The following is a 24,782-nucleotide window of genomic DNA, read 5'->3' on the forward strand; positions in this document are numbered from 1 at the left end:
ATAATTATAAAACCTCAAAACGACTAAAATGCATAGCCTACACCACCAAATATGTTAAATCCGTAAGCAGGATAGTACACCCATGTTTTGTTACCTGCATTTAAGATATTGTTGGCTTGTACAAATACCGATAGTTGCTTGTTTACTTTATAAGTTGCGCCGCCACTCAGATCAGTAAAGGATGGTATTTGTGTGTAAAGCGGATTAGTTGCTGTGCTTCCTGTTAACTGCAACGGATCTTGCGTGCTACCACGGAACATCAACGAGCCATTGATATCAACTTTATCATTTATATGGATAGTTGTACCTGCAGTTAGTACAAACTTAGGCAGGTTCCATGGTTGCGCTTCGCTGGCCATTTTGTAATCTTTAACCTCAATACGCCCATACAGGTTAAAATCGTCGCTTGCTTTGTAATCCAGTTCGCCGTTAAAGCCGCTAACGCGTGCATCTCCATTATCATATATCACCTGGAACTTGTTTCCCTCTGCAGCAAAGTTGTTAACAAACAGTGGCAGGTTCTTGATACTGTTACGGAAAATTGCTGCTTTAAACGCAAGGCCCGGCGCAAGAGTACCTTTTAAGCCCAGTGTAATATCAAGCTTATCAACAGAGTTAACGAGATTAATATTTTGGCCCAGGAACGGGTTGATGTTGGTGTAATCAAGCAAAGATGCTTTGTTGACGTCACCTTTAGCCTCTGCAAACAAACGCACGTATTTTGGTACTACCTGTACTTCTAACTTTGCTGCCGGGAAGATGTAAAAACGAGATGAAAAACCAAACTCCTTGGCAAGGTTAACACCGGCTTCTATCTTGTAATTATCTCCCTGGAACTTAATATAAGGGTTTGCCCTTAAGATGCTGTTGTTGTTAGAGTACAAGCTATCTTTTTGAGTACCTACATCTATTGATGCTGCCAGGCCTGCATAAAACTGTTTAACCGTTTTGTTAAGGAAACCGCTTAATACAATATTGTTTTCACGCGCGTTAAAGGCGTTGCTAAATACGTAACCTTTAATTTTTGCTGCATAGGTAAGCGGGTTTTCCTCATCCTTAAAGTTTTTTGAGATCTCGCCCTCGCCACCAAATGTGTTGAAAGTCTGTTTTTGAGGATCAAAATCAGGGCGAGGATTATTATCATCAAACCCGTAAAAATAAGTAGCGTGGCGCTTGTAGTTAAGCCTGCCGCTAAGCGTTATGTCTTCCGTAACGCTTTTGCCAAATACGCCGACTTCCTGGCGCGCATCGCTTTGTTTCTCTATGCTGCCCGATTGTGCAAAGTGTTTTACAAAACCACCTACCTGCAAAGCTTCATCGCGGCCATTGCTAAAGTAACCTTCGGCAATACTGGTTTTCATGCTTCCCAAACCTGCTTTAACATAATTGTTCAGCAGCATAGAATCCTGCTCCGCAGGTCTTTTCATAGCATCCAGTTGGCGAATATTGTTGTCCTGAGATAGTTTCCTATCTATTGGGGCATAAGCAAGCGGTGCCTTGTAGGGCTGCTTGTCTTCCAGGTCCGGGTTACGACGGATCTTTACGGCCTCGGCCAATACTGGCTTGTAAGATGTTGTTACTACAATTTCCTCTGCAAGGCTGGCCTCGTTGTTAGGGTTATCGGTGTTACTTGCTTTTTTAGTGGTGTCGGCACTAATTTTTGATGCAGCATCGCCCAGGTTTTTTGCATTGGCTTTTTGTTGTGCCGCTGTTTTGGTTGATGCCTTTGGTGTGGCTGCTCTTTTTACCGGCTGTTTAACCACCGTTTTTTTAGTGGTGGTCTTGGTGGTTTTTTTCTCCGTCTTTTTCTTTGTTTGCGCGTTGGCAGAGGCAAAGAAAAATACCGTTAATAAGGTAAGCAGTGTAATTTTATATCCTGATCTCATTGCTTGTCTCTCCGTTTATTGTTCTTTGGTCTCTTGTTGTTTTTGTTCAGTAGCTGGCTCTGTTGACGGTTTTTCCTCGGCAGGTTTGGCTTCTGCAGGTTTTTCCTCAGCAGGGGCGCCTTGTTGGGTGGTATCCGGCTGCGTTTCTATCTGCTGCCCGCCCTTGCCCGGTGCCAGTTTGTTTAATTTGGCCTTGGCTGTTGGCAGTACATCATCATTGCCCTTATAGTTGTCTATGATGCTCTGTAAGGTTGCCTTTGCCTGGTAGTTGTCTTTCAAAGCCACATAATCATCAGCTAATAAGATGTAGGTTTTAGCTACCCAATAATCATAGTTTGATAACTCTTTAACCAATTCAAACGCTGTTTTTTGTGATGCCTTGTATTTGCCTTGCAAGTACTCGATGTTAGCGATGTTGTACTTAGCTTCGGCAGCGGCAACGGTTTTGGTATTGCTAATGGTATAGTTAAACTCTTTTATGGCTGCGGCAGTATCTGCAAGTTGTAGTTGTGCCCTACCTGCATATAAACCTGTACGGAATTTATCCTCCTGTGCAGACTTCTCGTAACCACGCACCAACTGCACATACTTTAATACATCGTTTGGCTGATTGATCTGCGCGTAACAAACCAATAGGTTGTTTATGGCAAAGCTGTAGTCGGCTTTGTATTCTGAATTGGTTTCCAGTCTCTTCAGGAACACGATAGCATCGTTATACTTCTTCTGATTCATGTACAACTTAGCCATGCTGATAAGCGATTTTTCGCTGTAAGCACTTGTCCAGTCGTTAAGGATCACATTGTAGTCGGTAACGGCTTCATCGGTTTTGCCTAAGTTGGCTAAGCCCTGCGCACGTATAAAGCGCGCCTGTTTCTCGTAGATCTGTTTTTTAGGGAACTTATCAAAATATGCATTAACCGCATTAACGGTTCCTTGCCAGTCGCCCTTCATGTAAAGATTGTTGGCAGCAGTTATCATAATGCTCTCCTGCTCGGCACTGGTGTAATTACCGATAGAGGTTGAATTAGCATAGTTAAGGAAAGAAGAAGCGTCGCCTTTATCGGTGTATATCTTCTCAACCTGTTTTAATGATTGTTTTGCCTCGTCTGATGATGAGTAATCTGATACCACTTTCTTAAACGCATCAATAGCTGCATCATCATGGTTTGCATTATACTCTATCAAACCAATGGTGGTATAAGCACGCGGAACATAGCTGCTGTGCGGATACTTTTGTATCATCGCATTCAGATCGGCTTTGGCACGTTCACCATCATTTTTAAGGAAGTAGGCGTAAGCGATCTCAAAGGCTGCATCATCTGCATAGTCAGAATTAGGGAACTGCGTTAAGAGGCTGTTAAGCGTACTGATACGTGCGTCATAATTGCCTTGCAAACCCTGAATGATACCGCGCTGAAACAAGGCATATTCCTGGCCCTGACTGTGGCGTGCGATGATCTTATCATAATACGTAAGCGCCTGCCCATAGCTCTTCATACCGAAATAGCTGTCACCTAAACGGCTTATCGCATCGTTCTCGGTGTTTTGATCGGTAGGGCCGCCATCTAAAAATTTCTCAAAATAAGTGGCTGCCTTGCGGTATTGCTCATCATAAAAGGCAGAGTAGGCAAGGGCATAGTAAGCATAATTGGTCAAGCCCGTTTCTTTGGATTCAGGCATGCTTAGGAATTGCTCAAAATTCTCAACCGATTCTGTGTACTTCCGCACCTCAAACATCGATTCGGCCATCCAGTAATGCGTAAGTGCTTCTATTTTGGTATCAATAGGATTTTTTAGCGAACGCAAGAAAACACCGATAGCATTTTCAAAGGCACGTTCGTTATAAAACTCCAAACCGCGATAGTAGGTAACCTTTTGGTAGGCTATCAGCGCGCTTTCAGATTTATTAGGAATAGGCTCCAGAATATCAATAGCCTCTTTGTAATTCTTAGAATTTAATAATGCTTCGCCTAATAATACCTTTACCTCATCGCGGCGTACCGAGCGCGGGTAGTTTTTTAAGTACTGGCGGGTTGCCACCAATGCATCGTTATTAAAATCCAACTCGTAAGACAGCTTGGCATATTGGTACAACGCATCTTCCTGCAACTGACCATCAAAGTTTAACCTCGATGCTGTGAAGAACGCATTGCGGGCGCCTTGCTTGTTATTCATTTTCAGGTAAACATCTCCTAAAGTATAGCTTCCGCTTTGGCTGTAGTTATCGTTTTGCGCAACCAGGTTGGTTAGTACCGATGCTGCTTTGCCGTAATTGCCCACTTTATAATAAGCATAACCTATCTGGTAGCTGTCCTGCGTGTTTTGGGTTTGGCCTTTGTCCTGCTCCTCAAAACGGCTGTAGTATTCAACTGCTTTATCATAGTTACCCTTAGCAAAATACGATGCACCGATGATGCGAAGCATCTCCGTTTCATGCTGTTGCTTGGTGCTGTTAATGATTGGGATGGCGTAGTTGAGCACATCGTCATAGCGTTTATCTAAAAAGTAAACGGCTGTGATGTAATATGGATAGCTGGCCTCATATTTCTTAGAGTTTTTTAAACGCTCAAAATTAGCCAGTGCCAGGTGATAATCTTTGTTAAGATATGCGATGTAGGCAAAGTAATAAACGGCGTCGTCTGTGTAGGCTGATCTTTTATTCTTTACCTCGCTAAACAGCAATTGCGCGTTCTTATAATCATTGATAACAAAGTAAGCGTAACCCTTACGGAATTTATACTCTGTATTTTGAGAACCGGTAAGGTCGCCGGCATCTACTTTATTAAACCATGTTAACGCTTCGGTGTACTTGCCTTGCTTAAAGTATGATTTACCCACCTGGAAATATGCTGCCTTAGCCAGCGGGTTCTCCGGGTGCTCTTTTATAAAGCGGGCAAACATGCTTTGGGCGTCATCATTATCCAGTTCAAGTGCACAAAGCGCCTCGTAATATTGGGCGTTCTCTTTTAGCAGCGATATCTCCGATTCGAATTTTGACTGTGATGTAGTAGTTATCTTGGTTTGCTCAACAAGGCGGTATTGCTCTGCCGCAGAAGCATACTTGCCCATGGCCATCAAATTGTTCGCGGTTTGATAAGTGCGATTAATATGAAAAGAAGGACTTTGCTGTGCGAGCGCTGGCAGGGCTAAAAATACCGGGGCAATGAAGGCGACGTATTTAAGTTTTATCATAGAGCGCAATTATAGTGGTGCTAAATTAGCGTAATCGCAAAAATGCAATCCACATAAGTAATTAACAAGTGTGGAAAAGCACTTTTTTTAAACGATGCTTGTTGTACTAATGGTATGCCTGTTGAAAACTTTAATGTAAATGCCTGTAGATAAGGGTTTAGAGGCTAAGATCGGCTTATGTCATTATCACGTAATAGCAAAATTTAGGCAGTAATAATGACCAAATATATAACGTTTAGTTAAGCCATGATAAAAAAGTTATCAATATTTATTGGCTTTACAATAATTTCTATGCCCGTATTGAGCTGTTTTGCACAGCAACAAAACACAGCATTGATCGATCTGAAAACCAATCCTTCAATCGTAAAACCAAATCAATTTTACATTAAGGAGGTTATAGACAGCCGAAAAAACAAATCTGCTTTAGGGAAAATGCAACCCTATAAGGGTGGAACAACTACGCTTCCCTACAATACCAATTTAAAAGGCGGTAGTGCTGCACTTTCTGCTTTTGTTGCCAACAGCGTTTATGCCGATAAAGAGCAAAGATCAATCATCCTTACCATCAATGAGCTATCGGTAAATGAAGAACCATTAACTATCGGAGCCGTAAAGGGAAATATAAAGATATCATTGTCTTTTGCGTTGCAGGGTACATATTCGGACATTGATCTTACCAGTTATACCTCATCTACAACATTTCAACGGCCTGCCGGATCGCCGCAGCAAATTGAGCCGATCTTAAGCAAAACGATCACCAACGGACTGATCTTCTTTGATAACTGGATGAACAATAACGCAGGTGATAATATCAAATTGGCAACGGCCGTAAAACTGTCTTTTGCTAACTATCAGGACAAAACAGAGGGAGATACGATCTATTACAGACCTGATAGACCTTTAACGTGGGATGATTTTACAGGCCAGCCATCCAAAAGTTTAAAGCATGCCGCAGAGGTTTTCTCTTACATTGGCTATGACCAGGATATTGATCTGAAAAATGGAGTAGTGTATGTGAAGATAAGTCTTAAACCCTGGGTGGCTAAAAGCGCATCGTGGGTGAAGCCCGGGCAACAAAATAATTATGCGCTAAACCACGAGCAAAGGCATTTTGATATAACCCGTTTGGTAGCTGAGCATTTTAAAAAAAGATTATCTGATTTAAAACTGGCGCCTGACACTTTTGAGGGTGAAATAAATATGGCTTATTTAGACGCCTTGAGGGAACTGAATACTCTACAAAAACAATACGATACTGAAACGGTACATGCAAGAGATTCAGGTGAACAACAGCGTTGGAATGACCGTATAGATAAAGAATTGATATCAGCAGGGATAAAATCGTAATTTGTTAAGCAGCTCTTAAACTAAGCTGTTTTTCTATTGTTCCAAGCAGATCATTAATGTCAAATGGTTTAGCCACAAACTCGTCAGGTCCATCTTCTCCGTTTATGGTGTTACCGGAATTGTGACTGGCAGATATCATCACAACAGGTATGTTATGGGTTTGCTCAAGCTTCTTTAATTGCTTACAAAGGTCACGGCCATCGCAATTACCTAACATTACATCAAGTAAAATTAAATCCGGATTATTTTCATTTACGGCATCCATAAATTTATTACCGTCTGATAAAGTGTCTACTTTATAGCCCGAATCTTCCAGAATAAACTGCAAAATGTCTAAAATATCGTTATCATCATCAACGGCCAAAATACGCCACATAACTGTGCTAATTAAATATCTGATAGTATCTTACTAATACATAACAACTATGTCAATAGTTGTACCAAATAATTTAATTTAGATTAGTCTTTACGTTTAACAATATAGCGTGCCTTTTTGCAATTGGCGCAAAAATACTTTTTCACCGGAAGAAAAAACAGCAGATTTTTAACGATCCAGCTTCTGTGAAGCTGATGATGGAACAGGTTGCCGCACTTTGGGCAATAGGTACTGGGGGATTTAGCAGTATGGCTCAAGTTCTAAAAATAAATAAATAAACGGTCACCGCAACTTACGGTGTTGATCAGCAAATAGTTTTTAGTAACAAATTTTAACAGTTGAATGTATCACAATAATTGGTTTGCTAAAGGAATAAATTCAAAGGTTCAAAGTTACATTTTGTTAATAATTAGTAAATGTAAAGATGTTGTTATAAAGTAAAAGCAGGGCAATTTGTACTTTGCCGCTGCTTTTAACTTATTAGTAACCAATTAGTAACCAATTAGTAACCAAATATTTGTTTTATATCTGGCTTATTTAGCTCTCCGTATTTCTTCAGGTCGTCATCAGATATGCGTTTGTCTGAAGCTACCACGCAGTAAGTGTAAGGCTTGCCTTTTAATTCGGCATCATGGAAGGCATTTAGCTCCGCGAAGCCTAATTTACCGGCTGTTTCAAAAGTGGTTTTGCGAATATCATAGTCAAGGCCTTTGCGTTGTGCGGCAAGGTATGAGAACAAGATTCCTTCCTGAGTGATACGTTCTGTTTCAATAGACTTCACGATGTTCTCGCGGGCCGCTTTAAACGCCTCCCCAGACTCCGGCATGGTGTTCAAAAGCTCGTTCATTGCTGCGATGGCTTCGTTCATTTTATCTGCTTGTGTGCCTACATAGCCTACAAAAATGTCGTTATCTTCTTTTTTTTGTGCTTGTGCATAGTTGGCGTAAGTAGAGTAAGCTAACGCTTTTGACTCGCGGATATTCTGGAATACAATGGAACTTATGCCTCCACCAAAATAACCGTTAAACAACTCGATAGTTGGGGTTTTAGCAGGTGAGTATGTTGCCTCGTTACGCACCCACTGTATCTCGGCCTGCACCATATCAAAATTGGCAAACAGTACCATATTCTTACTTTGGTTTACACGGGTAAACTGTTTTTTCAACGGATAAGCAGTGAACGATGCAGGCGTCTTATGCAATTGCGATAAAGTAGTGCCTGCCTGCGTAGCGGTTTGCGGTCCGTAGTAAAGAATTGTGTGCTTATAACCAGTAAGGCTATGCAATATATTTACAAGCTGATCGGCCGTAACCGCATCTATTTCCTCATCTGATAACGTGTAATTGAAGGGATTGTCAGCGCCGTATTGTGCGTAACTGACAAGGCCCTGCATTATGGCGCTTTTGTTTAGCTTAAAGTTTTCGCGTGATTTTTTCATCCTCGCCTTTAAGCTGGCTAATGCTGCCTCGTTAGGCTTGCAATTGGCCAGTACGTTCTCAACCAAAGTTACAGACGGACTAAAGTTTTCCTGCAAACCGCTAATGATAACATGCGACAGATCTGTGCTGGTGTTTACGCTGAATGACGTAGCCAGTTTATAGAAAGACTTGCTTACTTCCTCGGCACTCATTTTATCGGTACCCAAAAACTGCAGGTATTGTGCAGCCATTGGTAGCAACTTATTGTTCCAGCTGCCCATATCAAAGCGGTAATAAAGGCGGAAAATACTGTTGTCTTTATTTTGTACGGCTAACACATCAACGTTTCCGGATCTGGCGCGTTGTATATCGCGGTCAAAATTTAACCAAACAGGTTTTACCGGGTTTGCAGGCATGGCGTTTATCATCTGCACGTAAGGCGATTGTTTGCCGGCATTAACCTCAACCGGGGTAATAGGCGGTTTATCAACTTTGATCACGTTTTTATCTGCACCCTGGCGTTTGTAAACTACTACGTAGTTGTTATCATGCAAATATTTGTTGGCAAAAGCCATAATATCAGCTTTGGTGATCTTTGATAATTCGGCAATGGTTGCAACGTCTGTTCTCCAATCAACACCTGATGTAAAATCGTCCATTAAGTTGCTGGCACGTTGTACATAGCTTTCATCCTGCTCAATTTTGCTTTTCTTGTAATTGTTGGTGATGGATGGGATAAGATCATCAGAGAAATCGCCTTTTTTCAGCTTATCAATTTCGCCCAGCATCAATGTTTTTACGTCATCTAATGACTGGCCTTTGGCAGGTGTAGCGCGTAAGGTAAGTAAGCTGTAATCTTTCAGGATATCGGCAGAAGCAGAGCCGCTTAACAGTTTTTGTTTTTTAGTAAGATCAAGATCTATTAAGCCAGCCTTCCCATTAGCTAATATGCTGCCCACCAGGTTAAGAATGCGTGCATCACGTGTGCTGGCACCAGGGAAACGGAAAGCAATGGTAAGGTTCTCCGGATTTGGGCCGTAAACCTCGCGGGTAATAGGGCTGGTGATAGGCGCCTCTGGTGCAAATTTATATGGCGGTACCGGTTTGTTCTTCATGTAAGCGAAGTTTTTAGCCACTTTGGCTATCATCACATCCGGGTTAAAATCTCCTGAAAGAATAACGCCCATGTTGTTTGGTACATAGTAATCGTAATAATATTTACGAATGGCTTTTAGCGATGGGTTTTTTAAATGCTCTATGGTGCCGATGGTAGTTTGCTTACCGTAATTATTGTTGGGGAACATAGCAGCAAACAAAGCTTCCTGCACTTTGCGTGGATCACTGTCAAGCCCGCGGTTTTTCTCTTCGTAAACTGCCTCTAACTCGGTATGAAAGATGCGCAGCACCGGTGCGCGGAAACGCTCGGCCTGCATGGTTAAAAACTTATCAATTGATGAACTTGGAATATCTTCGGTATATACAGTTTGTTCAAATGAGGTAAAAGCGTTACTGTTTTGTCCGCCCATACCGGTCATCATTTTATCGTACTCATTGGCGATAGCAAATTTTGCCGCCTCGCCTGATGTTTTGTCTATCTGTTTGTAGATCTCTTTGCGTTTAGCTTCATCCTTTGTAGAGTTGTATTGCTCGTACAGGTCGTCGATCTTATTTAACAAAGGCTTTTCTTTAGTCCAGTCCAGCGTTCCGTATTTATCGGTACCCTTAAACATCATGTGTTCCAGGTAGTGGGCAAGGCCTGTATGGTCTGCAGGGTCGGTCTTGCTGCCCGCCTTAACTGCAATATAGGCTTGTACACGTGGTTGTTTTTCTGTTGGACTTAAGATAACTGTAAGGCCATTTTTTAAGGTGTAAAAACGAGAGTGGGTTGGGTCGCCGGTTACGTATTTATAGGTGTATGCGCCGGATTTGCCGGTTTTCCAAACGTACGGGCCCTGCGCTTTTAACGTACCTGCCGAAAGGCCAGTTAAAAGCAGCATGATTGAAAGTTTAATTTTCATTTTAAGAGTTTAGGTAATAAATATAGGAAAGCAATAACTGTAAATGCAAAGTATATAAAAACAAAAGAGCCTTGCAGTAATGCAAGGCTCTTCTATAAATTATTCCCTAATGATTTAGCTCCAAAGGTTAGCAGGGTAAGTACCGTTCTCAACCAGTTCAGAGATACTGGCCTGCACAATAGGCTTATCTTCTTTATAAGTTACGCCAAACCATTTATTTGAAGTGGGTATCACTTTGAAAGATGCGACACCGTTTTTGATCAAATCATCTGCAACAAGCGGAATAAAGAATTCTGCTTTAGGATTGCTCTTGTTAGCTTCAACAAATTTTCTGAATAACTCTTCGCTTTGTTTGAAAACAGCAGGAGTAAAGCCCCAGAAATTCATTGACACGCGAGTATCGTTACTTAGCGGATGCTCGCCGGTAGCGTCTTTATAAGCAACAGAACCATCTTCCTTAAAGTATACTTCGGTACGTTCATTAACTTCGGTCATATTGCCGTTTTCGTCAACGGCACACACGCCGCGAGATACGGTACCATAGTCAGATAGCGTTTTATCAATTTGATAACCCATCAGAGAGTATTTGTCATCAGCTACCTCAGTGGTAAGGAACTTAGCCATTTTTTCAAATGCTTCGTAACCATAAAAATCGTCGGCATTGATTACGCAAAACGGCTCATGTACTTGTTTATGGGCTGCTAACACCGCATGTGCAGTACCCCATGGTTTAGCGCGCTCAATTTGTTCGGTAATGCCAAATGGTGTTAGGTCGAAGTTTTGAAACACGTAGTCGATCTCCACACGGCCTTTCAGTTTAGGCTCAAATATGGCTTTGAATGAATCGGCAAATTCTTCGCGAATAATGAAGCTCACCTTACCGAAACCAGCTTTAATGGCATCGTATATTGAATAATCGATGATGGTTTCGCCATTAGGGCCAAAGCCGTCAACTTGTTTCATGCTGCCGTAACGGCTGGCCATACCTGCGGCCAAAATTAATAATGTTGGTTTCATTGTAAAATGTAGGGTATAAGTGTTTTGCAAATACACAAAGTTGATTTGTGTACAAATGTTTTTAATTATTTGATATACCTGAAATCCTGTCCGTTCTGTATGTTAAGCAGTGATTCGTAAATAAGGCGGATCACATTATCTACGTCATCTTTATGGATCATTTCGACAGTAGTATGCATGTAGCGCAGTGGTAACGATATCAATGCCGATGGCACACCATCGTTTGAGTAAGCAAATGCATCGGTATCGGTACCTGTTGAACGTGATGAAGCCTGGCGCTGGAAAGGTATGTTAGCTTTTTGCGCCGACTCGATCAGTAATTTATTTAAGTTATTCTGCACAGCAGGTGCGTAAGAGATCACAGGGCCCTTACCACAACTAAGGTCGCCCTGAACGATCTTGTTGATCATCGGGGTGCCGGTATCATGGGTAACATCCGTTACGATGGCCACATTAGGTTTAATACGGTGAGCGATCATTTCGGCACCACGCAAACCAATCTCCTCCTGTACGGCGTTTACAATGTATAAGCCGAAAGGTAGTTTAACGTTGTTCTCTTTCAGCAAACGCGCAACCTCGGCTATCATAAAACCACCTGCTCGGTTATCCAGTGCGCGGCCAACATAATAGCGGTTGTTCAACACCATAAACTCATCCTCGTAAGTAATTACACAACCTACATGGATGCCTAAGGCTTCTACTTCTTCTTTGCTGGTGCAGCCGCAATCAAGGAAAATATTTTTAAGAGTTGGCGCTTCTTCCTTTTCGCCGCCCAAACGGGTATGGATAGCCGGCCAGCCAAATACTGCTTTTACAATGCCGTTATCAGTGTGGATGTCAACTCTTTTTGATGGTGCTATTTGGTGATCTGAACCACCATTGCGAATAACGTAAATTAAACCATCACTGGTAATGTAGTTTACGAACCAGGATATCTCATCGGCGTGTGCCTCAATCACTACCTTGTATTCAGCCTCGGGATTGATGATACCAACGGCTGTACCGTAGTTATCAACGTAATGGTCGTCTATGTAAGGTTTCAGGTAATCTAACCAGATCTCCTGACCTTTCCACTCAAAGCCGGTAGGTGAGGGGTTGTTTATGTATTTCTCAAAAAATGCTAATGATGCTTCGTTTACAACAACGGGTTTTTGTTGTTCAACTTCAGTTTTCTTTTTTGCCATGGGCTGGAAAATTCTATAATTAAAAGCTATCGGGGGAATAGCGTGGGGCAAATATATAACAATGCAAATGATATGCAAGAAATGTTATTTTGACAGTTTTAAAGTTTATCTTTTATTTAACATACACTTCATATTGATACATCACCTTTGCAGCGTTAATTTTAAGATAATTAGTTAGTCAGTTTAGTATTAAAAGGTCAGTTTGCGCAAGGCAGGCTGACTTTTTGTTTTTAATCAACTTTGCAGCAATTTTTCCATTACGACATAGTCGACACCCTTTTTGCTAAATTGTGCACCCGTTTGCGTGAAATTATATTTTTCGTAAAAGCCAATGGCCGAGGTACGTGCATTGCACCAAAGGCGTTCGGCATGCTCTTCAGTAGCAAAGCCCGTAATGTAATTTAATAAGTCTTTACCAATGCCTTTACCCTGATAAGCCTCATCAACCGCCAGCTTGCGGAATTGCCAGTCGTTGAGGTTTTTGAACAGCGATACCACACCTACCAGTTTATTATCTGTAAACGCCCCAAAGTGATAACCTTGTTCATCCTCGGGCATTTCCATATTGAATTTATACTCGCCGGGGTAGAGCACATCGCGGCGCAGCTGCCAGGTTAGGTGCGGGGTTATTTGTTCGATAGAGATCATTCTTTAGAGGTAAAAGCTGAAAAGATAAAGGTAAAAGTTTTTCCCAATTCCCTCCCTCGGGAGGGGTGTGTAGGGCATAGCGCAAAGGCAGGGAGGGGTTTATTAAAGCGACTACTCGCAAAAACCCCTCCCTGCACCCTCCCAAGGGAGGGAATCGCACAGGCCTTACGTCTTTAACCTTTCAACCTCACAAGGGTATATTCCCATGCTTTTTCCTCGGGTTATTCACTACCTTATTTTCCAGCATTTTAAAGGCCTGGATAAGTTTACTACGCGTTTCTGATGGTTCAATTACCTCATCAATAAAACCACGTTCGGCAGCGCGGTAGGGGTTGGCGAAGATGTTGGCATATTGCTCTTCCTTTTCGCGCCATTTGGCTTCGGGGTCTTCGGCAGAAGTTATTTCGCGTTTAAAAATAATCTCGGCAGCACCCTTGGCACCCATTACGGCTATCTCGGCAGTAGGCCAGGCGAAGTTCATGTCCGCGCCAATGTGTTTTGAGTTCATTACATCATAAGCGCCGCCGTATGCCTTGCGAGTGATCACCGTAATGCGTGGTACTGTTGCCTCGCAGAAGGCGTAAAGCAGTTTGGCTCCGTTGGTAATAATGGCGTTCCATTCCTGGTCGGTGCCCGGTAAAAATCCCGGCACATCCTCAAATACAAGTAATGGGATATTGAAGCTATCACAGAAGCGCACAAAACGTGCGCCCTTCGTTGATGAGTTGATATCCAGCACGCCCGCCAGAAACATAGGCTGATTAGCCACAATGCCAATGCTCCGACCAGCCAATCGCGCAAAACCCACCACAATGTTCTCGGCAAAGTCTTTATGCACCTCCAAAAAAGTCCCTGCATCTATCACCTGCTCTATCACTTCACGTATATCATAAGGCTGCGAAGCATTTTCAGGCAGTGCATTATTTAATGAAGTACGGGTTTCATCCTTAGCATCATAAGGCAGGGATGGTGCGCGGTCTTCGCAGTTCTGCGGCATGTAGCTTAGCAGTTGTTTGATATGTTGTATGGCGGCTATTTCGTTGGCGCAGGCAAAATGCGTTACGCCACTTTTGGTAGCGTGGGTATGTGCTCCGCCCAATTCTTCAGAGGTTACCTGCTCATGTGTTACGGTCTTAACAACGTTAGGGCCGGTAACAAACATATAAGAAGTGTTCTCTACCATTAAAATAAAATCGGTAATAGCAGGAGAGTACACCGCGCCGCCCGCACAAGGGCCCATAATAGCCGATATCTGCGGCACTACGCCGCTTGCCATGGTATTAAGGTAAAATATATCGGCATAACCCCCTAAGGATACCACGCCTTCCTGGATGCGTGCACCGCCGGAATCATTAAGGCCAATAACCGGCGCACCGTTTTTCATGGCCAGGTCCATTATCTTGCAGATCTTTTCGGCATGTGTTTCAGAAAGCGACCCTCCAAAAACGGTAAAATCCTGCGAGAAAACATAAACTAACCGGCCGTTTATGTTACCATAGCCGGTTACCACGCCATCGCCCGGATACTTTTCTTTTTCCATCCCAAAATCAGTAGAACGGTGCGATACAAACATGCCTATCTCCTGGAAACTGCCTTCATCCAGTAAAAAATGAAGCCGTTCGCGGGCGGTAAGTTTGCCCTTTTTGTGCTGTGCTTCAATGCGGGTTGCGCCGCCGCCTTGCAGTGCCTGTTTGCGTTTTTGTTGTAATGTATCCAGCTTTTTGTTCACGATGATGTAATTGGTGATGGCTAAAATTAGGTATTTAAATATAAAATAAGGTTGATTGGCATTGTATGTTTTGGCATTGCCAAATTATGTTATATTTGTGAAGCATGAAACGCAGGACATATAAACACGCAGTTGCGGCATTGTTCCTTGGCATCTTTGTAGTAAAGATGTTCATATCCATTGCGCCTGTGTATTTATCTCTTGATAATAAGCATGTAAGGGCGGTTATTATGCAATTAGAGCATGAGACCAAAAATGAGAAAGAAGACCCCGAAAAGGATGCCTTTAAAGAAAAGAAGGCCTTTGACGAGAACTTTGTATATCTCAATATCTACCGCCCGATTGTTTTAGAGAACAATATCCTGCATAGCCAGGAGCGGTCTCTTTACCAGCAGGTTTATCATCCTGTTGTGCCAACGCCACCACCCAACGCTTAATCTTTTTTAGCCGGATAACAAGTATCCGGTGATTGGCCGCATAAGCTTTTTTGCTTTTGTTGCCGCGCTCTTTTGCTGTATTTCTGCAGCCGGTATTAATCATTACAGTTGAACTTTTTATTTGATCTATTATGCAAACTAAGCAAGGTGGCACCCCTGTGGGCGATCTTAATTTTAGAAAATATTTTTTGGCTAAAAACCTTAAAAAAGATATGCCTGCCGGGATAGTAGTGTTTTTGGTTGCGCTGCCTTTGTGTTTGGGTATAGCACTCGCATCCGGTGCACCATTGTTCTCAGGGCTTTTAGCCGGCATAATAGGCGGTATAGTGGTAGGTACTTTAAGCGGTTCTCAGTTAAGCGTTGCAGGCCCGGCCGCGGGTTTAACGGTTATCGTTTTAAACTCCATAGCAAAATTAGGTTCGTTTGAAGCCTTTTTGCTGGCCATTATGTTGGCCGGTGCTATGCAGATCATATTAGGATTGGTAAAAGCCGGAACCATAGGTAACTATTTTCCATCGTCGGTGATAGAGGGAATGTTGGCAGCCATCGGGATTATTCTGATCATGAAGCAGTTTCCGCATGCTGTTGGTTATGATAAAGATTTTGAAGGAGATGAAGGTTTTAGCCAGGTGGATAGAGAGAATACCTTTTCGGGGATCCTGTTCGCCTTAAGGAAAATAAATTATGGGGCGGTTGTTATCGCTGCGGTATCGTTGGCGATAATGATTTACTGGCCCCGCATAAAGAAATTTGCTGTTATTCCTGCACCGCTGCTGGTCGTAGTTGTGGGTACTACGCTGGCGGCGGCTTTTGCAGGGACCGGTTTTGCGCTTTTAGATAAGCAATATGTACAGATACCGGTAGTGGGCAGCACTACTGAATTTTTCGGCCTGTTTAAGTCGCCGAATTTTGATGGAATAAGGGACAAGGAAGTTTGGATTGTAGCGGCAACCATTGCCATTGTAGCCAGCCTGGAAACATTGCTCAGTTTGGAGGCCGTGGATAAGATAGACCCTATTAAAAGAGTATCGCCTACAAACCGCGAACTGATTGCCCAGGGTGCCGGCAACTTAGTGAGCGGTTTTTTGGGCGGTTTACCCATGACAGCCGTTATTGTACGCTCGTCTGCTAACGTAGGTGCCGGTGCGCGCACCAAAATGAGCGCCATTTTCCACGGCTTTTTGTTGCTGGTATGCCTGCTTGCTATTCCATCGTTACTTAATAAAATACCTTTATCATGCCTTGCGGCGATATTGCTTACTGTTGGCTACAAGCTTGCGCGTGTAAGCCTGTTTAAACATATCTGGCATAAGGGTTTGGATCAGTTTATACCGTTTGTGGTAACAATTGTAGCCGTAATTCTTACCGACCTGCTTAAAGGCGTAGGTATAGGCATGCTGGTAGGGGTGTTCTACATATTGCGCACCAATATGCGTAACCCCTATTTCTATACAATTGGGCGCAACGGCGGAAAAGAGGCCATCACCATAAAACTCGCTGAAGAGGTGTCGTTCCTTAACAAAGCTGCTATACAGGTAACCCTAACCAATTTACCTACCGGCACTGATGTGATCATAGACGGATCGAACTCAAGATATATTGACCCTGATGTACTGGAGATAATCCATAATTACCGCCATAACGCTTATACAAAGGGCATTGTAGTCCAACTTAGAGATATTAAAGAGCGTTACGATGTGCCGCCTTTAAAAGACCTGGTTTACAAACCGGAACCAATTGCGCAAACAGTAAACTAACATATCCTGCATCTATCAAAAAAGGCCGACCCGGAAACGGATTGGCCTTTTGTTTTTTGTGTCAATTTGGGCTTTTCGAACTTTTGCACGCGAGCAGAGTGGTTCGACAGGCTCACCACGACAGGTGGAAACAAAAGAGCCGATCCTTATGGATCGGCTCTTTATCCTGATTCTTGTCTTCCTGGATCTCTTCAGATCACTTAGCTAAGAACGGATACCTGTAATCTTTTGGTGGATCAAATGTTTCTTTGATGGTACGCGGAGATACCCAACGTAACAGGTTGATCATTGAACCGGCTTTATCATTTGTACCGGAGCCTCTTGCACCACCAAATGGCTGCTGACCAACAACGGCACCTGTAGGCTTATCGTTGATGTAAAAGTTACCTGCAGCGTTGCGTAAGCGTTGTGTTGCCTGTGCAATGGCGTAACGGTCTTGCGAGATGATTGAACCGGTAAGCGCGTATATAGATGTTGTATCTATCACATCCATTATCTGCTCAAACTGGTCGTCCTCATAAACATAAACCGTAAGTACCGGGCCAAAAAGCTCCTCGCACATGGTTACGTATTTAGGGTCATCAACTCTTAAAAGAGTTGGTTGTACAAACCAGCCTTTGCTTTTATCATAATTACCACCGGCAACTACTTCAACACCTGCATCTGTTTTAGCGGCATCGATGTATTTAGCCAGTTTATCAAACGATACTTCGCTGATAACGGCATTTACGAAATTCTCAAAATCTTCGGTAGGGCCCATTTTAAAAGTAGCCATTTCGCGTACCATGTGCTCTTTTACAGCAGGCCATAAGCTTGCAGGCACGTATGCACGTGATGCGGCAGAACATTTTTGTCCCTGGTATTCATAAGCACCACGGAGCATCGCAACGGCAACTACATCAGCATCGGCACTTGGATGTGCAAGTACAAAATCTTTACCCCCCGTTTCGCCAACAATGCGCGGGTAGGTTTTGTATTTGTGGATGTTTGCACCTATCTCGCCCCAGATGTGTTGGAACACTTTGGTAGAGCCGGTGAAGTGAATACCAGCAAAGTCAGGGTGGCTGAATACTACATCACCAACTTCCGGGCCATCAGCATAGATCAGGTTGATCACACCGGCAGGCAAACCTGCTTCTTTAAATATCTGCATGATCACATTAGCAGCGTAAACTTGCGTATCTGCAGGTTTCCAAACCACTACGTTACCCATCATGGCAGCAGATGCCGGTAAGTTGCCTGCAATTGCTGTAAAGTTGAAAGGTGTAAGCGCAAAAACGAAACCTTCGAGCGGGCGTTGCTCAAGGCGGTTCCAGATACCTTTACCGGAGATAGGTGGCTGTTGCTCGTATATCTCGGTCATGTACTGCACGTTAAAGCGCAGGAAATCGATCAGCTCGCACGCAGAGTCGATCTCGGCCTGGTAAGCATTTTTGCTTTGGCCAAGCATGGTAGCTGCATTAATAATGTAGCGGTAAGGGCCTGCAATTAATTCGGCTGCTTTTAAGAAAATTGCCGCACGTTGTTCCCATGGCAGGTTCTCCCAATCGGCTTTGGCAGCTAACGCAGCATCAATGGCGGCAGTAACATGGCTTTTATCACCATAATGGAAAGTACCTAAAAGGTGCTGATGATCATGTGGCGGGCGAAGCTCCTTTAAATTACCGGTGCGTACTTCCTGGTCACCAATATACATAGGTATATCAACTTGTTGGGCGCGAGCTTTTTCAAGCGCAGCTTTTAGCGCGGCACGTTCGGGGCTGTTTGGGCCATAGTTTAAAACAGGCTCGTTAACAGGTGCAGGAACGTTAAAAAATCCTTTTAACATAGACGAATTATTTGAGACCGCAAAGATAGGGCTTTTGAAGGGGAAGTGGTAATTAGCTGTTACGCAAATTAAGATTGTGACGGCAGAGTGATGTGGCTAACATAGAATAGCAATGATGAAGGATTACTTAATTAAGCTTGTTATAAAAATCGAATATTTTTTTTACATCTTGCTCATTATTATATTCAAGCTGCTCATTATCGGCGTAAGCGCTAATTTCGGCATGCTTATCTGCCAATGCAGCAAGTATGGCTGTTTTATCCAGTTTTATTTTAGATATCTTCTGATCCTTAAAAAGATAGTAGTGTTTAACCGAAGTGTACTCTCCGCTCGTTGAGGCCCTATCTTCTTGCACTACTTTTAGGTATTGACGGTGATGTTCAAGCAACATTGTTTTACCGCCTGCTATTACCTCATAATAAGTTTTTTGATTGGAGCCATCAAATTTTGGAAACCCGTTTGCAAAAACACGTTCTCTTCCTGCATTTACCATAAAAACCTTCACATTATCTTTAAATTTCTGTGGTTCATCAGTTCTATTGTAAGAAAAAGTGAGCAGATTGTTTTTTAGGTCGAACTTAAGGAAAAGATTTTTGTAGGTTTCGCCATTATCAAAGGTAACCTGCCCCGGCATCCAATCGTCGTAAATCTCAGTTGTTCCTTTAATTTTGGTAATATCGTTATTGCTTATAGGCCTTCCCAACGGATCAATAACAGGGGTAGCCGAATTTGATCCGTAACGAGCGGTGTTGGACCAAGCCTGCGCCGATACAAGTTTGCAGATGACTAATAAAGCTAAAGTGATGACCGATTTTTTCATGACAGATATATCTTCATACTAAGTTAATAAATGTTTATTTAATTATATGTTAAAGTGATAATTAAGGCAACTAACCAATACCATGAGCTAAAAGTGCAGTAATTGATTGTCCATGGAGTTTTTTAGTATTCAGTCGAACTGACAAAATCCTGTCAGCGTTCACGGTGTTCACGAGCGTTCATGGCGTGAACGTGAACACTTGCACACCCAATTGCCAAAAATGTTTATACTTGCAGCATGTCTGATGATGCTGTTGTAAAACGACTGAAGGTTATTGTTAAAGAACATGGCGGGCAACTTGCCCTTGCCAACGCTATCGGCGTGGATCAGGGTTTCATCAGCAAAGTGATCAACAGAAAGCAGGACGTGAGTTATTACCTCATCCGCAAGCTGTGCTTCCAGTTAAAATACTCGCCCGAGTGGCTGATACTGGGTACCGGCGATAAAATGATCCACAAGCAAGACTCGGCCAAACTCATTACCGAGATACAGATGCTGCGTACCGAGGTAGACATTCTGCATGCCCGTATGCGCGCTTACGAGCTTGAATTAGAAGAAATAAAGGGTGCAACACCTAATTCGCAGCAACAGGCTGGCTAACAAAAACTTTCGCTTTAGTATTAACATAGACTTAATATTAAGTGCCTTTTTTGGTAACAAACCAGTAACATTCAACTAACATCGCGGTAATAGTTTTGCGGTATTAAATTAATACACGTGAAAAAAATAATTTACGCTATTAGCACGCTAATGGTTGTTGCATTATTGTTTGGTGACGCCTATGCCCAAACAACCGGTAAGATCACCGGCAAGGTGATCGATCAGAAAACGAGCGAGACCCTTATCGGTGCTACCGTTAGTATTGAAGGCACTACAACCGGTGCCGCAACTGATGTGGATGGTAAATACACCATCGCCGGCCTTAAACCGGGCAAGTACACTATCCTGGTACGTTACATTGGTTACCAAACCAAATCAATCTCTGATGTTGAGGTAAAAGCAGGCGATGTAACCAATCTTGACATTGCCGCCGCGGCATCTCAATCAACTGCATTAAAAGAGGTAGTTGTAAAAGCAACTTACAGGCAAGCCTCCGTAGCATCATTGTATGCAGTACAAAAGAACAGCATATCTATTTCAGATGGTATCTCATCAGAGATCATTAAACGTTCACCAGACCGTAACACTGCCGATGTTTTAAAACGCGTAAGTGGTGCTACCGTACAGGATAACAAATTTGTGGTTATCCGTGGTTTAAGTGACCGTTATAATTCTGCTCTTTTAGACGGTGCTCCACTGCCAAGCACAGAGAATAACCGTAAGGCTTTCTCATTTGACATTGTGCCATCAAACCTGGTTGAGAACCTTACCATCACCAAAACGGCTACGCCTGATAATCCGGGTGATTTTGCAGGTGGTTTGATCCATATCCAAACCAAAGATCTGCCGGATCAGAACTTTATCACGTTTGGCATCGCAGGAGGCTACAACACAGCTTCAACCGGTAAAGACTTTATCAGTGGCCCGCGTAATGCTTCTGATTACTTTGGTTTTGATAACGGTAAACGCCAGTTACCAAACGGCTTTGCTTCAACTGAGCAAATATCTAACGGTTTATCAGACCAGGTTAATAACGCCAACCTGCGCGCGTTACCTAACGACTGGAACCGCTATGTGAATACAGCATTGCCAACACAGAATTATCAATTCTCTATCGGCCGCGTGCATGATGGTAAAGAAAGCGGTAACCGTTTCGGTGCTATCCTTGCACTCACCTATCGTAACCAGCAAAACATTTACAGCGATATCAAACGCGAATTTTACGGCTACGACTATACTGATAATAACTACAAATTCAGCACAAATATTGGTGCGTTGTTAAACCTTGGTTATACTTTCGGTAAGAATAAGATCACTTTTAAGAACGTTTACAACAGGATCTACGACGATCAGTACCTTGGCCGCACCGGTCATAACAACTCTGGTTTTGATGTAAACTACTACGCTTTTGACCTTCAGCAAAAAGCTTTACTAAAATCGAGTCTTGAAGGTAACCATCCGATAGGTGAAAAGGGTGCGAAGATAAACTGGGAATTGAGCTATGGTAATATCCTTAATGACCAGCCGGGTCAGCGCAAAGCACTTTATACCAGGGCAGAGGGTACAAACGATCCTTTCCTGGCGCAGCTAACCTCACTTACCAAGGAAAACTCAACGCTTTTTGGTAAGCTAAAAGAGGACTCTTACTCAGCTGCTGTAAACTACAGCATGCCGGTTAAGTTATTCAACCAGTCTACATTTAAGGCAGGTGCATTAACGCTTTACCGTACCAGGACTTACGATGTTCGCTTTGTTGGTCCGCTGTTTAGCCAGGCTGTTCAAAGTGACCCGGATAGGTTGAACGAGATCGCAAGCCGCCCGCTTAGCACTTTGTTCTCAACTGACCTGATCAACCAGGGTGTATATAGATTAAATGAGGTTGCATTGATCCCTTCGGATTCATACTCTGCCAATGCGCGTACTAACGCTGGTTATTTGATGCTTGACAACAAGCTTACAGCCAAATTGCGCTTTGTGTGGGGTGCACGTGTTGAGCAGTTTAATACCAATGTAACGCCAAACAGCTACCAAAACCCGGGCGACAACGTTCACCAGGACTACACAGATGTGTTACCATCAGCAAATCTTACTTACAACCTTACCGAAAAGATCAATTTGCGTGCATCATACTCACGAACATTGGCAAGGCCGGAGTTTAGGGAGTTGGCAACATCATCCTATTTCGATTATGAGTTGTTGGCATTCCAGCAGGGTACTCCCACGCTTAAACGTACCAAGATCGATAACTTTGATGTTCGTTTTGAGTTGTTTCCATCTGCCGGTCAAATATTATCGGTATCAGGTTTCTACAAAAAGTTCCATAATGCAATTGAGGCATTTAATAATGATGCAACATCAACCCGTATCATCACTTACTTTAATAGTGATAAAGCAAACGTTTATGGTGTAGAGTTAGAAGCACGCAAGTCGCTTGATTTTATTTCCCCAACTAACGCTCTAAAAAATACCACGGTTTACGCTAACGTATCTATCGCCAAATCAACTGCGAAGAACCCGGTAAACTCGGGCTTAAATCTCAAGTTTGATGAGCGCCCGCTAATAGGCCAGGCTCCCTACGTAATTAATGCTGGCTTAACACACACATTCCTTAATAACAAGATGACGTTTAATGCATTGTACAACCGCGTAGGCCCAAGACTCAACTTGGCAGCAGGCGGTCAGTATGCAAACGTATATGATGTTCCGCGTAACGTGATTGATGCTCAATTAGGTTTAAAAGTACTTAAAGGTAAAGGCGAAGTGAAGATAAACGCAGGTGATATCCTTAACCAGCGCTATACTTTCTTCTTCGATCAAAACAACAACAAAAAGTATGACGCGGGCGATTACACGCAAAGCAGCTACCGCGTAGGTGCTACGTATACCGCATCATTTACCTACACCTTGTAATGTTAATACAGGGTTAATAAACACCGATGTTATTTAACACAGGTTTAAACAGCAGGTAATCTTCAGTTCAAACCATTGGGGTTACTTTGGATATTAAATTAAATTAAATCGAGCATGAAAAAAGTTTTATTACTTGCCATACTTAGCGCGAGTATCTTTGTAACCAGCTGTTCTAAAAATACAGTTGATACCACCGGCGGCGGTGGTGGCGGTACAACCCAACCAACTGACGGTGTTGTTACTGTTTCTGGCGATATCACTGCAAACACTACCTGGACAAAAGACAAAATTTACCTTCTAAAAGGTAACGTGTTTGTAACCAACAACTCAACTTTAAAAATTGAAGCCGGTACTATCATTAAAGGTGATAAATCTACCAAAGGTGCTTTGATCATCACCCGTGGTGCAAAGATAGATGCGCAAGGTACTGCTGATGCACCTATCGTATTCACCTCAAATGCCGCTGCCGGTGGCCGTTCACAAGGCGACTGGGGTGGTGTTATCCTTTTAGGTAAAGCGCCTAACAACCTGGGTACTTCAATCGCTATTGAAGGTATTTCTGATGCTACCGATAAAGGTAAACACGGCGGTACAGATGCTGCTGACAACTCTGGTACAATGAAATATGTACGTATCGAGTATGCCGGTATCCCATTGAGCCCGGATAACGAGATCAACGGTTTAACCTTTGGCAGCGTTGGTTCTGGTACTACTATCGACTACATTGAAGTTTACCGTTCTGGTGACGATGCTTACGAATGGTTTGGTGGTACGGTAAACGCTAAACACCTTTTAGCTATCGATACCTGGGATGATGATTTTGATACAGACAATGGTTTCTCTGGTAAAGTACAATTCGGTTTAGCTCAGCGTTTAGCTGCCACTGCAGATGTATCTGGTTCAAATGGTTTTGAGTCTGATAACAACAGCACCGGTACTAACGATGCCCCACAAACAAATGCTATATTCTCTAACATGACCATCTTAGGTCCAAAAGAGACTTCTTCTTTCAGCTCTATTAATGCTAATTTCCAGCATGGTGCTCAGATCCGCCGTAACTCAGCGATAAGCATCTTCAATTCTGTAATTGTTGGTTACACAGAGGGTGTATTCTATGATGATGCTTTACCTTCTGGTGGTACAGCTAATTCATCTGCTAACTTAGCTGCGGGTCGTTCAGTATTTGCTTACAACATTGTTGCCGGTAGCAACAGCAAAGGCAATCAGATCAAAGCTACTGGTAGCGCTTTAGCCGCAGTTACCGCGTTATTAAACCCTGCTCAAGGATCATTAAATACGTTTGATGCTAATCTTTACGGTGCAGGTATCTATGCTGATCCTTACAAGTTTTCATCGGATCTTGCTCCTTCTGCAAGAGCCGGCGTACCTAACTTTACACAAATCGCTAATTCCCCAGCTTTAACTGGCGCTAACTTCGCTAATGCTAAACTTTCGGGTTTTGAACAAGTAAGTTACAAAGGTGCATTTGGTACTACAGATTGGACATCTGGTTGGGCAAGCTACAACCCACAAGTGTTACCTTACACTACACCAGGTGCTGTTAAATAATTAACAACGAGGTTTACAATTTGATATAAAATCGCCCTTGCATTGC

Annotated in this window: 16 protein-coding genes; 6 read left to right on the top strand and 10 right to left on the bottom strand. The window is 42.9% G+C overall.

Features of this window, described 5'->3' with window-relative positions:
• Positions 1–23 precede the first annotated feature (23 nt).
• Together INP83_RS09075 and INP83_RS09080 are read right to left on the bottom strand one after the other, a co-directional pair.
• Positions 24–1,886 (bottom strand): TonB-dependent receptor, encoded by a 1,863-nt coding sequence (locus INP83_RS09075; RefSeq protein WP_219127152.1) that lies wholly within the window; start codon positions 1,884–1,886, stop codon positions 24–26.
• 15 nt (positions 1,887–1,901) lie between these two features.
• On the bottom strand, positions 1,902–5,078 hold the full coding sequence (locus INP83_RS09080) for a tetratricopeptide repeat protein (protein WP_219127153.1): 3,177 nt from the start codon (positions 5,076–5,078) through the stop codon (positions 1,902–1,904).
• A 246-nt stretch (positions 5,079–5,324) separates the two neighbouring features.
• Here INP83_RS09080 and INP83_RS09085 point away from each other — a divergent pair, with 246 nt between their 5' ends.
• Complete coding sequence (locus INP83_RS09085; RefSeq protein ID WP_219127154.1) at positions 5,325–6,425, top strand: hypothetical protein; 1,101 nt, start codon at positions 5,325–5,327, stop codon at positions 6,423–6,425.
• Between the two features lie 4 nt (positions 6,426–6,429).
• Here the strand turns inward: INP83_RS09085 and INP83_RS09090 are convergent, their stop codons facing one another.
• The 6 genes from INP83_RS09090 to INP83_RS09115 form a co-directional block, all read right to left on the bottom strand.
• Positions 6,430–6,801 carry a PleD family two-component system response regulator gene (locus INP83_RS09090; protein WP_146268633.1) on the bottom strand — a complete coding sequence of 124 codons (372 nt, stop codon included), beginning with the start codon at positions 6,799–6,801 and terminating at the stop codon, positions 6,430–6,432.
• Between the two features lie 502 nt (positions 6,802–7,303).
• A complete protein-coding gene (locus INP83_RS09095; protein ID WP_219127155.1) occupies positions 7,304–10,237 on the bottom strand; it encodes a pitrilysin family protein in 2,934 nt (977 codons plus the stop codon).
• 114 nt (positions 10,238–10,351) lie between these two features.
• Positions 10,352–11,254 carry a sugar phosphate nucleotidyltransferase gene (locus INP83_RS09100; RefSeq protein ID WP_146268631.1) on the bottom strand — a complete coding sequence of 301 codons (903 nt, stop codon included), beginning with the start codon at positions 11,252–11,254 and terminating at the stop codon, positions 10,352–10,354.
• A gap of 65 nt (positions 11,255–11,319) precedes the next feature.
• Positions 11,320–12,438 (bottom strand): M42 family metallopeptidase, encoded by a 1,119-nt coding sequence (locus tag INP83_RS09105; protein ID WP_219127156.1) that lies wholly within the window; start codon positions 12,436–12,438, stop codon positions 11,320–11,322.
• A 234-nt stretch (positions 12,439–12,672) separates the two neighbouring features.
• A complete protein-coding gene (locus tag INP83_RS09110; RefSeq protein ID WP_219127157.1) occupies positions 12,673–13,086 on the bottom strand; it encodes a GNAT family N-acetyltransferase in 414 nt (137 codons plus the stop codon).
• A gap of 187 nt (positions 13,087–13,273) precedes the next feature.
• Positions 13,274–14,815, bottom strand: coding sequence for an acyl-CoA carboxylase subunit beta (locus INP83_RS09115; protein ID WP_219127158.1), 1,542 nt, complete (start codon positions 14,813–14,815; stop codon positions 13,274–13,276).
• A 104-nt stretch (positions 14,816–14,919) separates the two neighbouring features.
• On the opposite strand from INP83_RS09115, the gene INP83_RS09120 reads away from it, so the two are divergent.
• Complete coding sequence (locus INP83_RS09120) at positions 14,920–15,252, top strand: hypothetical protein (protein ID WP_219127159.1); 333 nt, start codon at positions 14,920–14,922, stop codon at positions 15,250–15,252.
• A gap of 131 nt (positions 15,253–15,383) precedes the next feature.
• Positions 15,384–17,009 carry a SulP family inorganic anion transporter gene (locus INP83_RS09125; RefSeq protein ID WP_219127160.1) on the top strand — a complete coding sequence of 542 codons (1,626 nt, stop codon included), beginning with the start codon at positions 15,384–15,386 and terminating at the stop codon, positions 17,007–17,009.
• Positions 17,010–17,205: 196 nt separating this feature from the next.
• Here the strand turns inward: INP83_RS09125 and pruA are convergent, their stop codons facing one another.
• Both pruA and INP83_RS09135 read right to left on the bottom strand, forming a co-directional pair.
• A complete protein-coding gene (gene pruA, locus INP83_RS09130; RefSeq protein ID WP_219127161.1) occupies positions 17,206–18,837 on the bottom strand; it encodes an L-glutamate gamma-semialdehyde dehydrogenase in 1,632 nt (543 codons plus the stop codon).
• Between the two features lie 127 nt (positions 18,838–18,964).
• Positions 18,965–19,657 (bottom strand): hypothetical protein, encoded by a 693-nt coding sequence (locus INP83_RS09135; protein WP_219127162.1) that lies wholly within the window; start codon positions 19,655–19,657, stop codon positions 18,965–18,967.
• A 237-nt stretch (positions 19,658–19,894) separates the two neighbouring features.
• Between INP83_RS09135 and INP83_RS09140 the strand changes: the two genes are divergently transcribed.
• The 3 genes from INP83_RS09140 to INP83_RS09150 all read left to right on the top strand — a co-directional run bounded on the left by INP83_RS09140 (position 19,895) and on the right by INP83_RS09150 (position 24,736).
• Positions 19,895–20,257 carry a helix-turn-helix domain-containing protein gene (locus INP83_RS09140; RefSeq protein WP_219127163.1) on the top strand — a complete coding sequence of 121 codons (363 nt, stop codon included), beginning with the start codon at positions 19,895–19,897 and terminating at the stop codon, positions 20,255–20,257.
• A 117-nt stretch (positions 20,258–20,374) separates the two neighbouring features.
• Complete coding sequence (locus INP83_RS09145; RefSeq protein WP_255563283.1) at positions 20,375–23,167, top strand: TonB-dependent receptor; 2,793 nt, start codon at positions 20,375–20,377, stop codon at positions 23,165–23,167.
• Positions 23,168–23,281: 114 nt separating this feature from the next.
• Positions 23,282–24,736: a hypothetical protein gene (locus INP83_RS09150; protein WP_219127164.1), complete on the top strand. Its 1,455-nt coding sequence runs from the start codon at positions 23,282–23,284 to the stop codon at positions 24,734–24,736.
• Positions 24,737–24,782 lie beyond the last annotated feature (46 nt).

Source organism: Mucilaginibacter sp. 21P, from assembly GCF_019331605.1.
In the GTDB taxonomy this organism is placed as follows: Bacteria; Bacteroidota; Bacteroidia; order Sphingobacteriales; family Sphingobacteriaceae; genus Mucilaginibacter; species Mucilaginibacter achroorhodeus.

What these genes read in the sequence shown, in the direction of transcription:
- INP83_RS09135 (WP_219127162.1), bottom strand. Translation starts at nt 19,657, where the DNA reads ATGAAAAAATCGGTCATCACTTTAGCTTTATTAGTCATCTGCAAACTT.
- INP83_RS09090 (WP_146268633.1), bottom strand. Translation starts at nt 6,801, where the DNA reads ATGTGGCGTATTTTGGCCGTTGATGATGATAACGATATTTTAGACATT.
- INP83_RS09140 (WP_219127163.1), top strand. Translation starts at nt 19,895, where the DNA reads ATGTCTGATGATGCTGTTGTAAAACGACTGAAGGTTATTGTTAAAGAA.
- INP83_RS09125 (WP_219127160.1), top strand. Translation starts at nt 15,384, where the DNA reads ATGCAAACTAAGCAAGGTGGCACCCCTGTGGGCGATCTTAATTTTAGA.
- INP83_RS09095 (WP_219127155.1), bottom strand. Translation starts at nt 10,237, where the DNA reads ATGAAAATTAAACTTTCAATCATGCTGCTTTTAACTGGCCTTTCGGCA.
- INP83_RS09120 (WP_219127159.1), top strand. Translation starts at nt 14,920, where the DNA reads ATGAAACGCAGGACATATAAACACGCAGTTGCGGCATTGTTCCTTGGC.
- INP83_RS09110 (WP_219127157.1), bottom strand. Translation starts at nt 13,086, where the DNA reads ATGATCTCTATCGAACAAATAACCCCGCACCTAACCTGGCAGCTGCGC.
- INP83_RS09150 (WP_219127164.1), top strand. Translation starts at nt 23,282, where the DNA reads ATGAAAAAAGTTTTATTACTTGCCATACTTAGCGCGAGTATCTTTGTA.
- INP83_RS09075 (WP_219127152.1), bottom strand. Translation starts at nt 1,886, where the DNA reads ATGAGATCAGGATATAAAATTACACTGCTTACCTTATTAACGGTATTT.
- INP83_RS09100 (WP_146268631.1), bottom strand. Translation starts at nt 11,254, where the DNA reads ATGAAACCAACATTATTAATTTTGGCCGCAGGTATGGCCAGCCGTTAC.
- INP83_RS09085 (WP_219127154.1), top strand. Translation starts at nt 5,325, where the DNA reads ATGATAAAAAAGTTATCAATATTTATTGGCTTTACAATAATTTCTATG.
- INP83_RS09080 (WP_219127153.1), bottom strand. Translation starts at nt 5,078, where the DNA reads ATGATAAAACTTAAATACGTCGCCTTCATTGCCCCGGTATTTTTAGCC.
- INP83_RS09105 (WP_219127156.1), bottom strand. Translation starts at nt 12,438, where the DNA reads ATGGCAAAAAAGAAAACTGAAGTTGAACAACAAAAACCCGTTGTTGTA.
- pruA (WP_219127161.1), bottom strand. Translation starts at nt 18,837, where the DNA reads ATGTTAAAAGGATTTTTTAACGTTCCTGCACCTGTTAACGAGCCTGTT.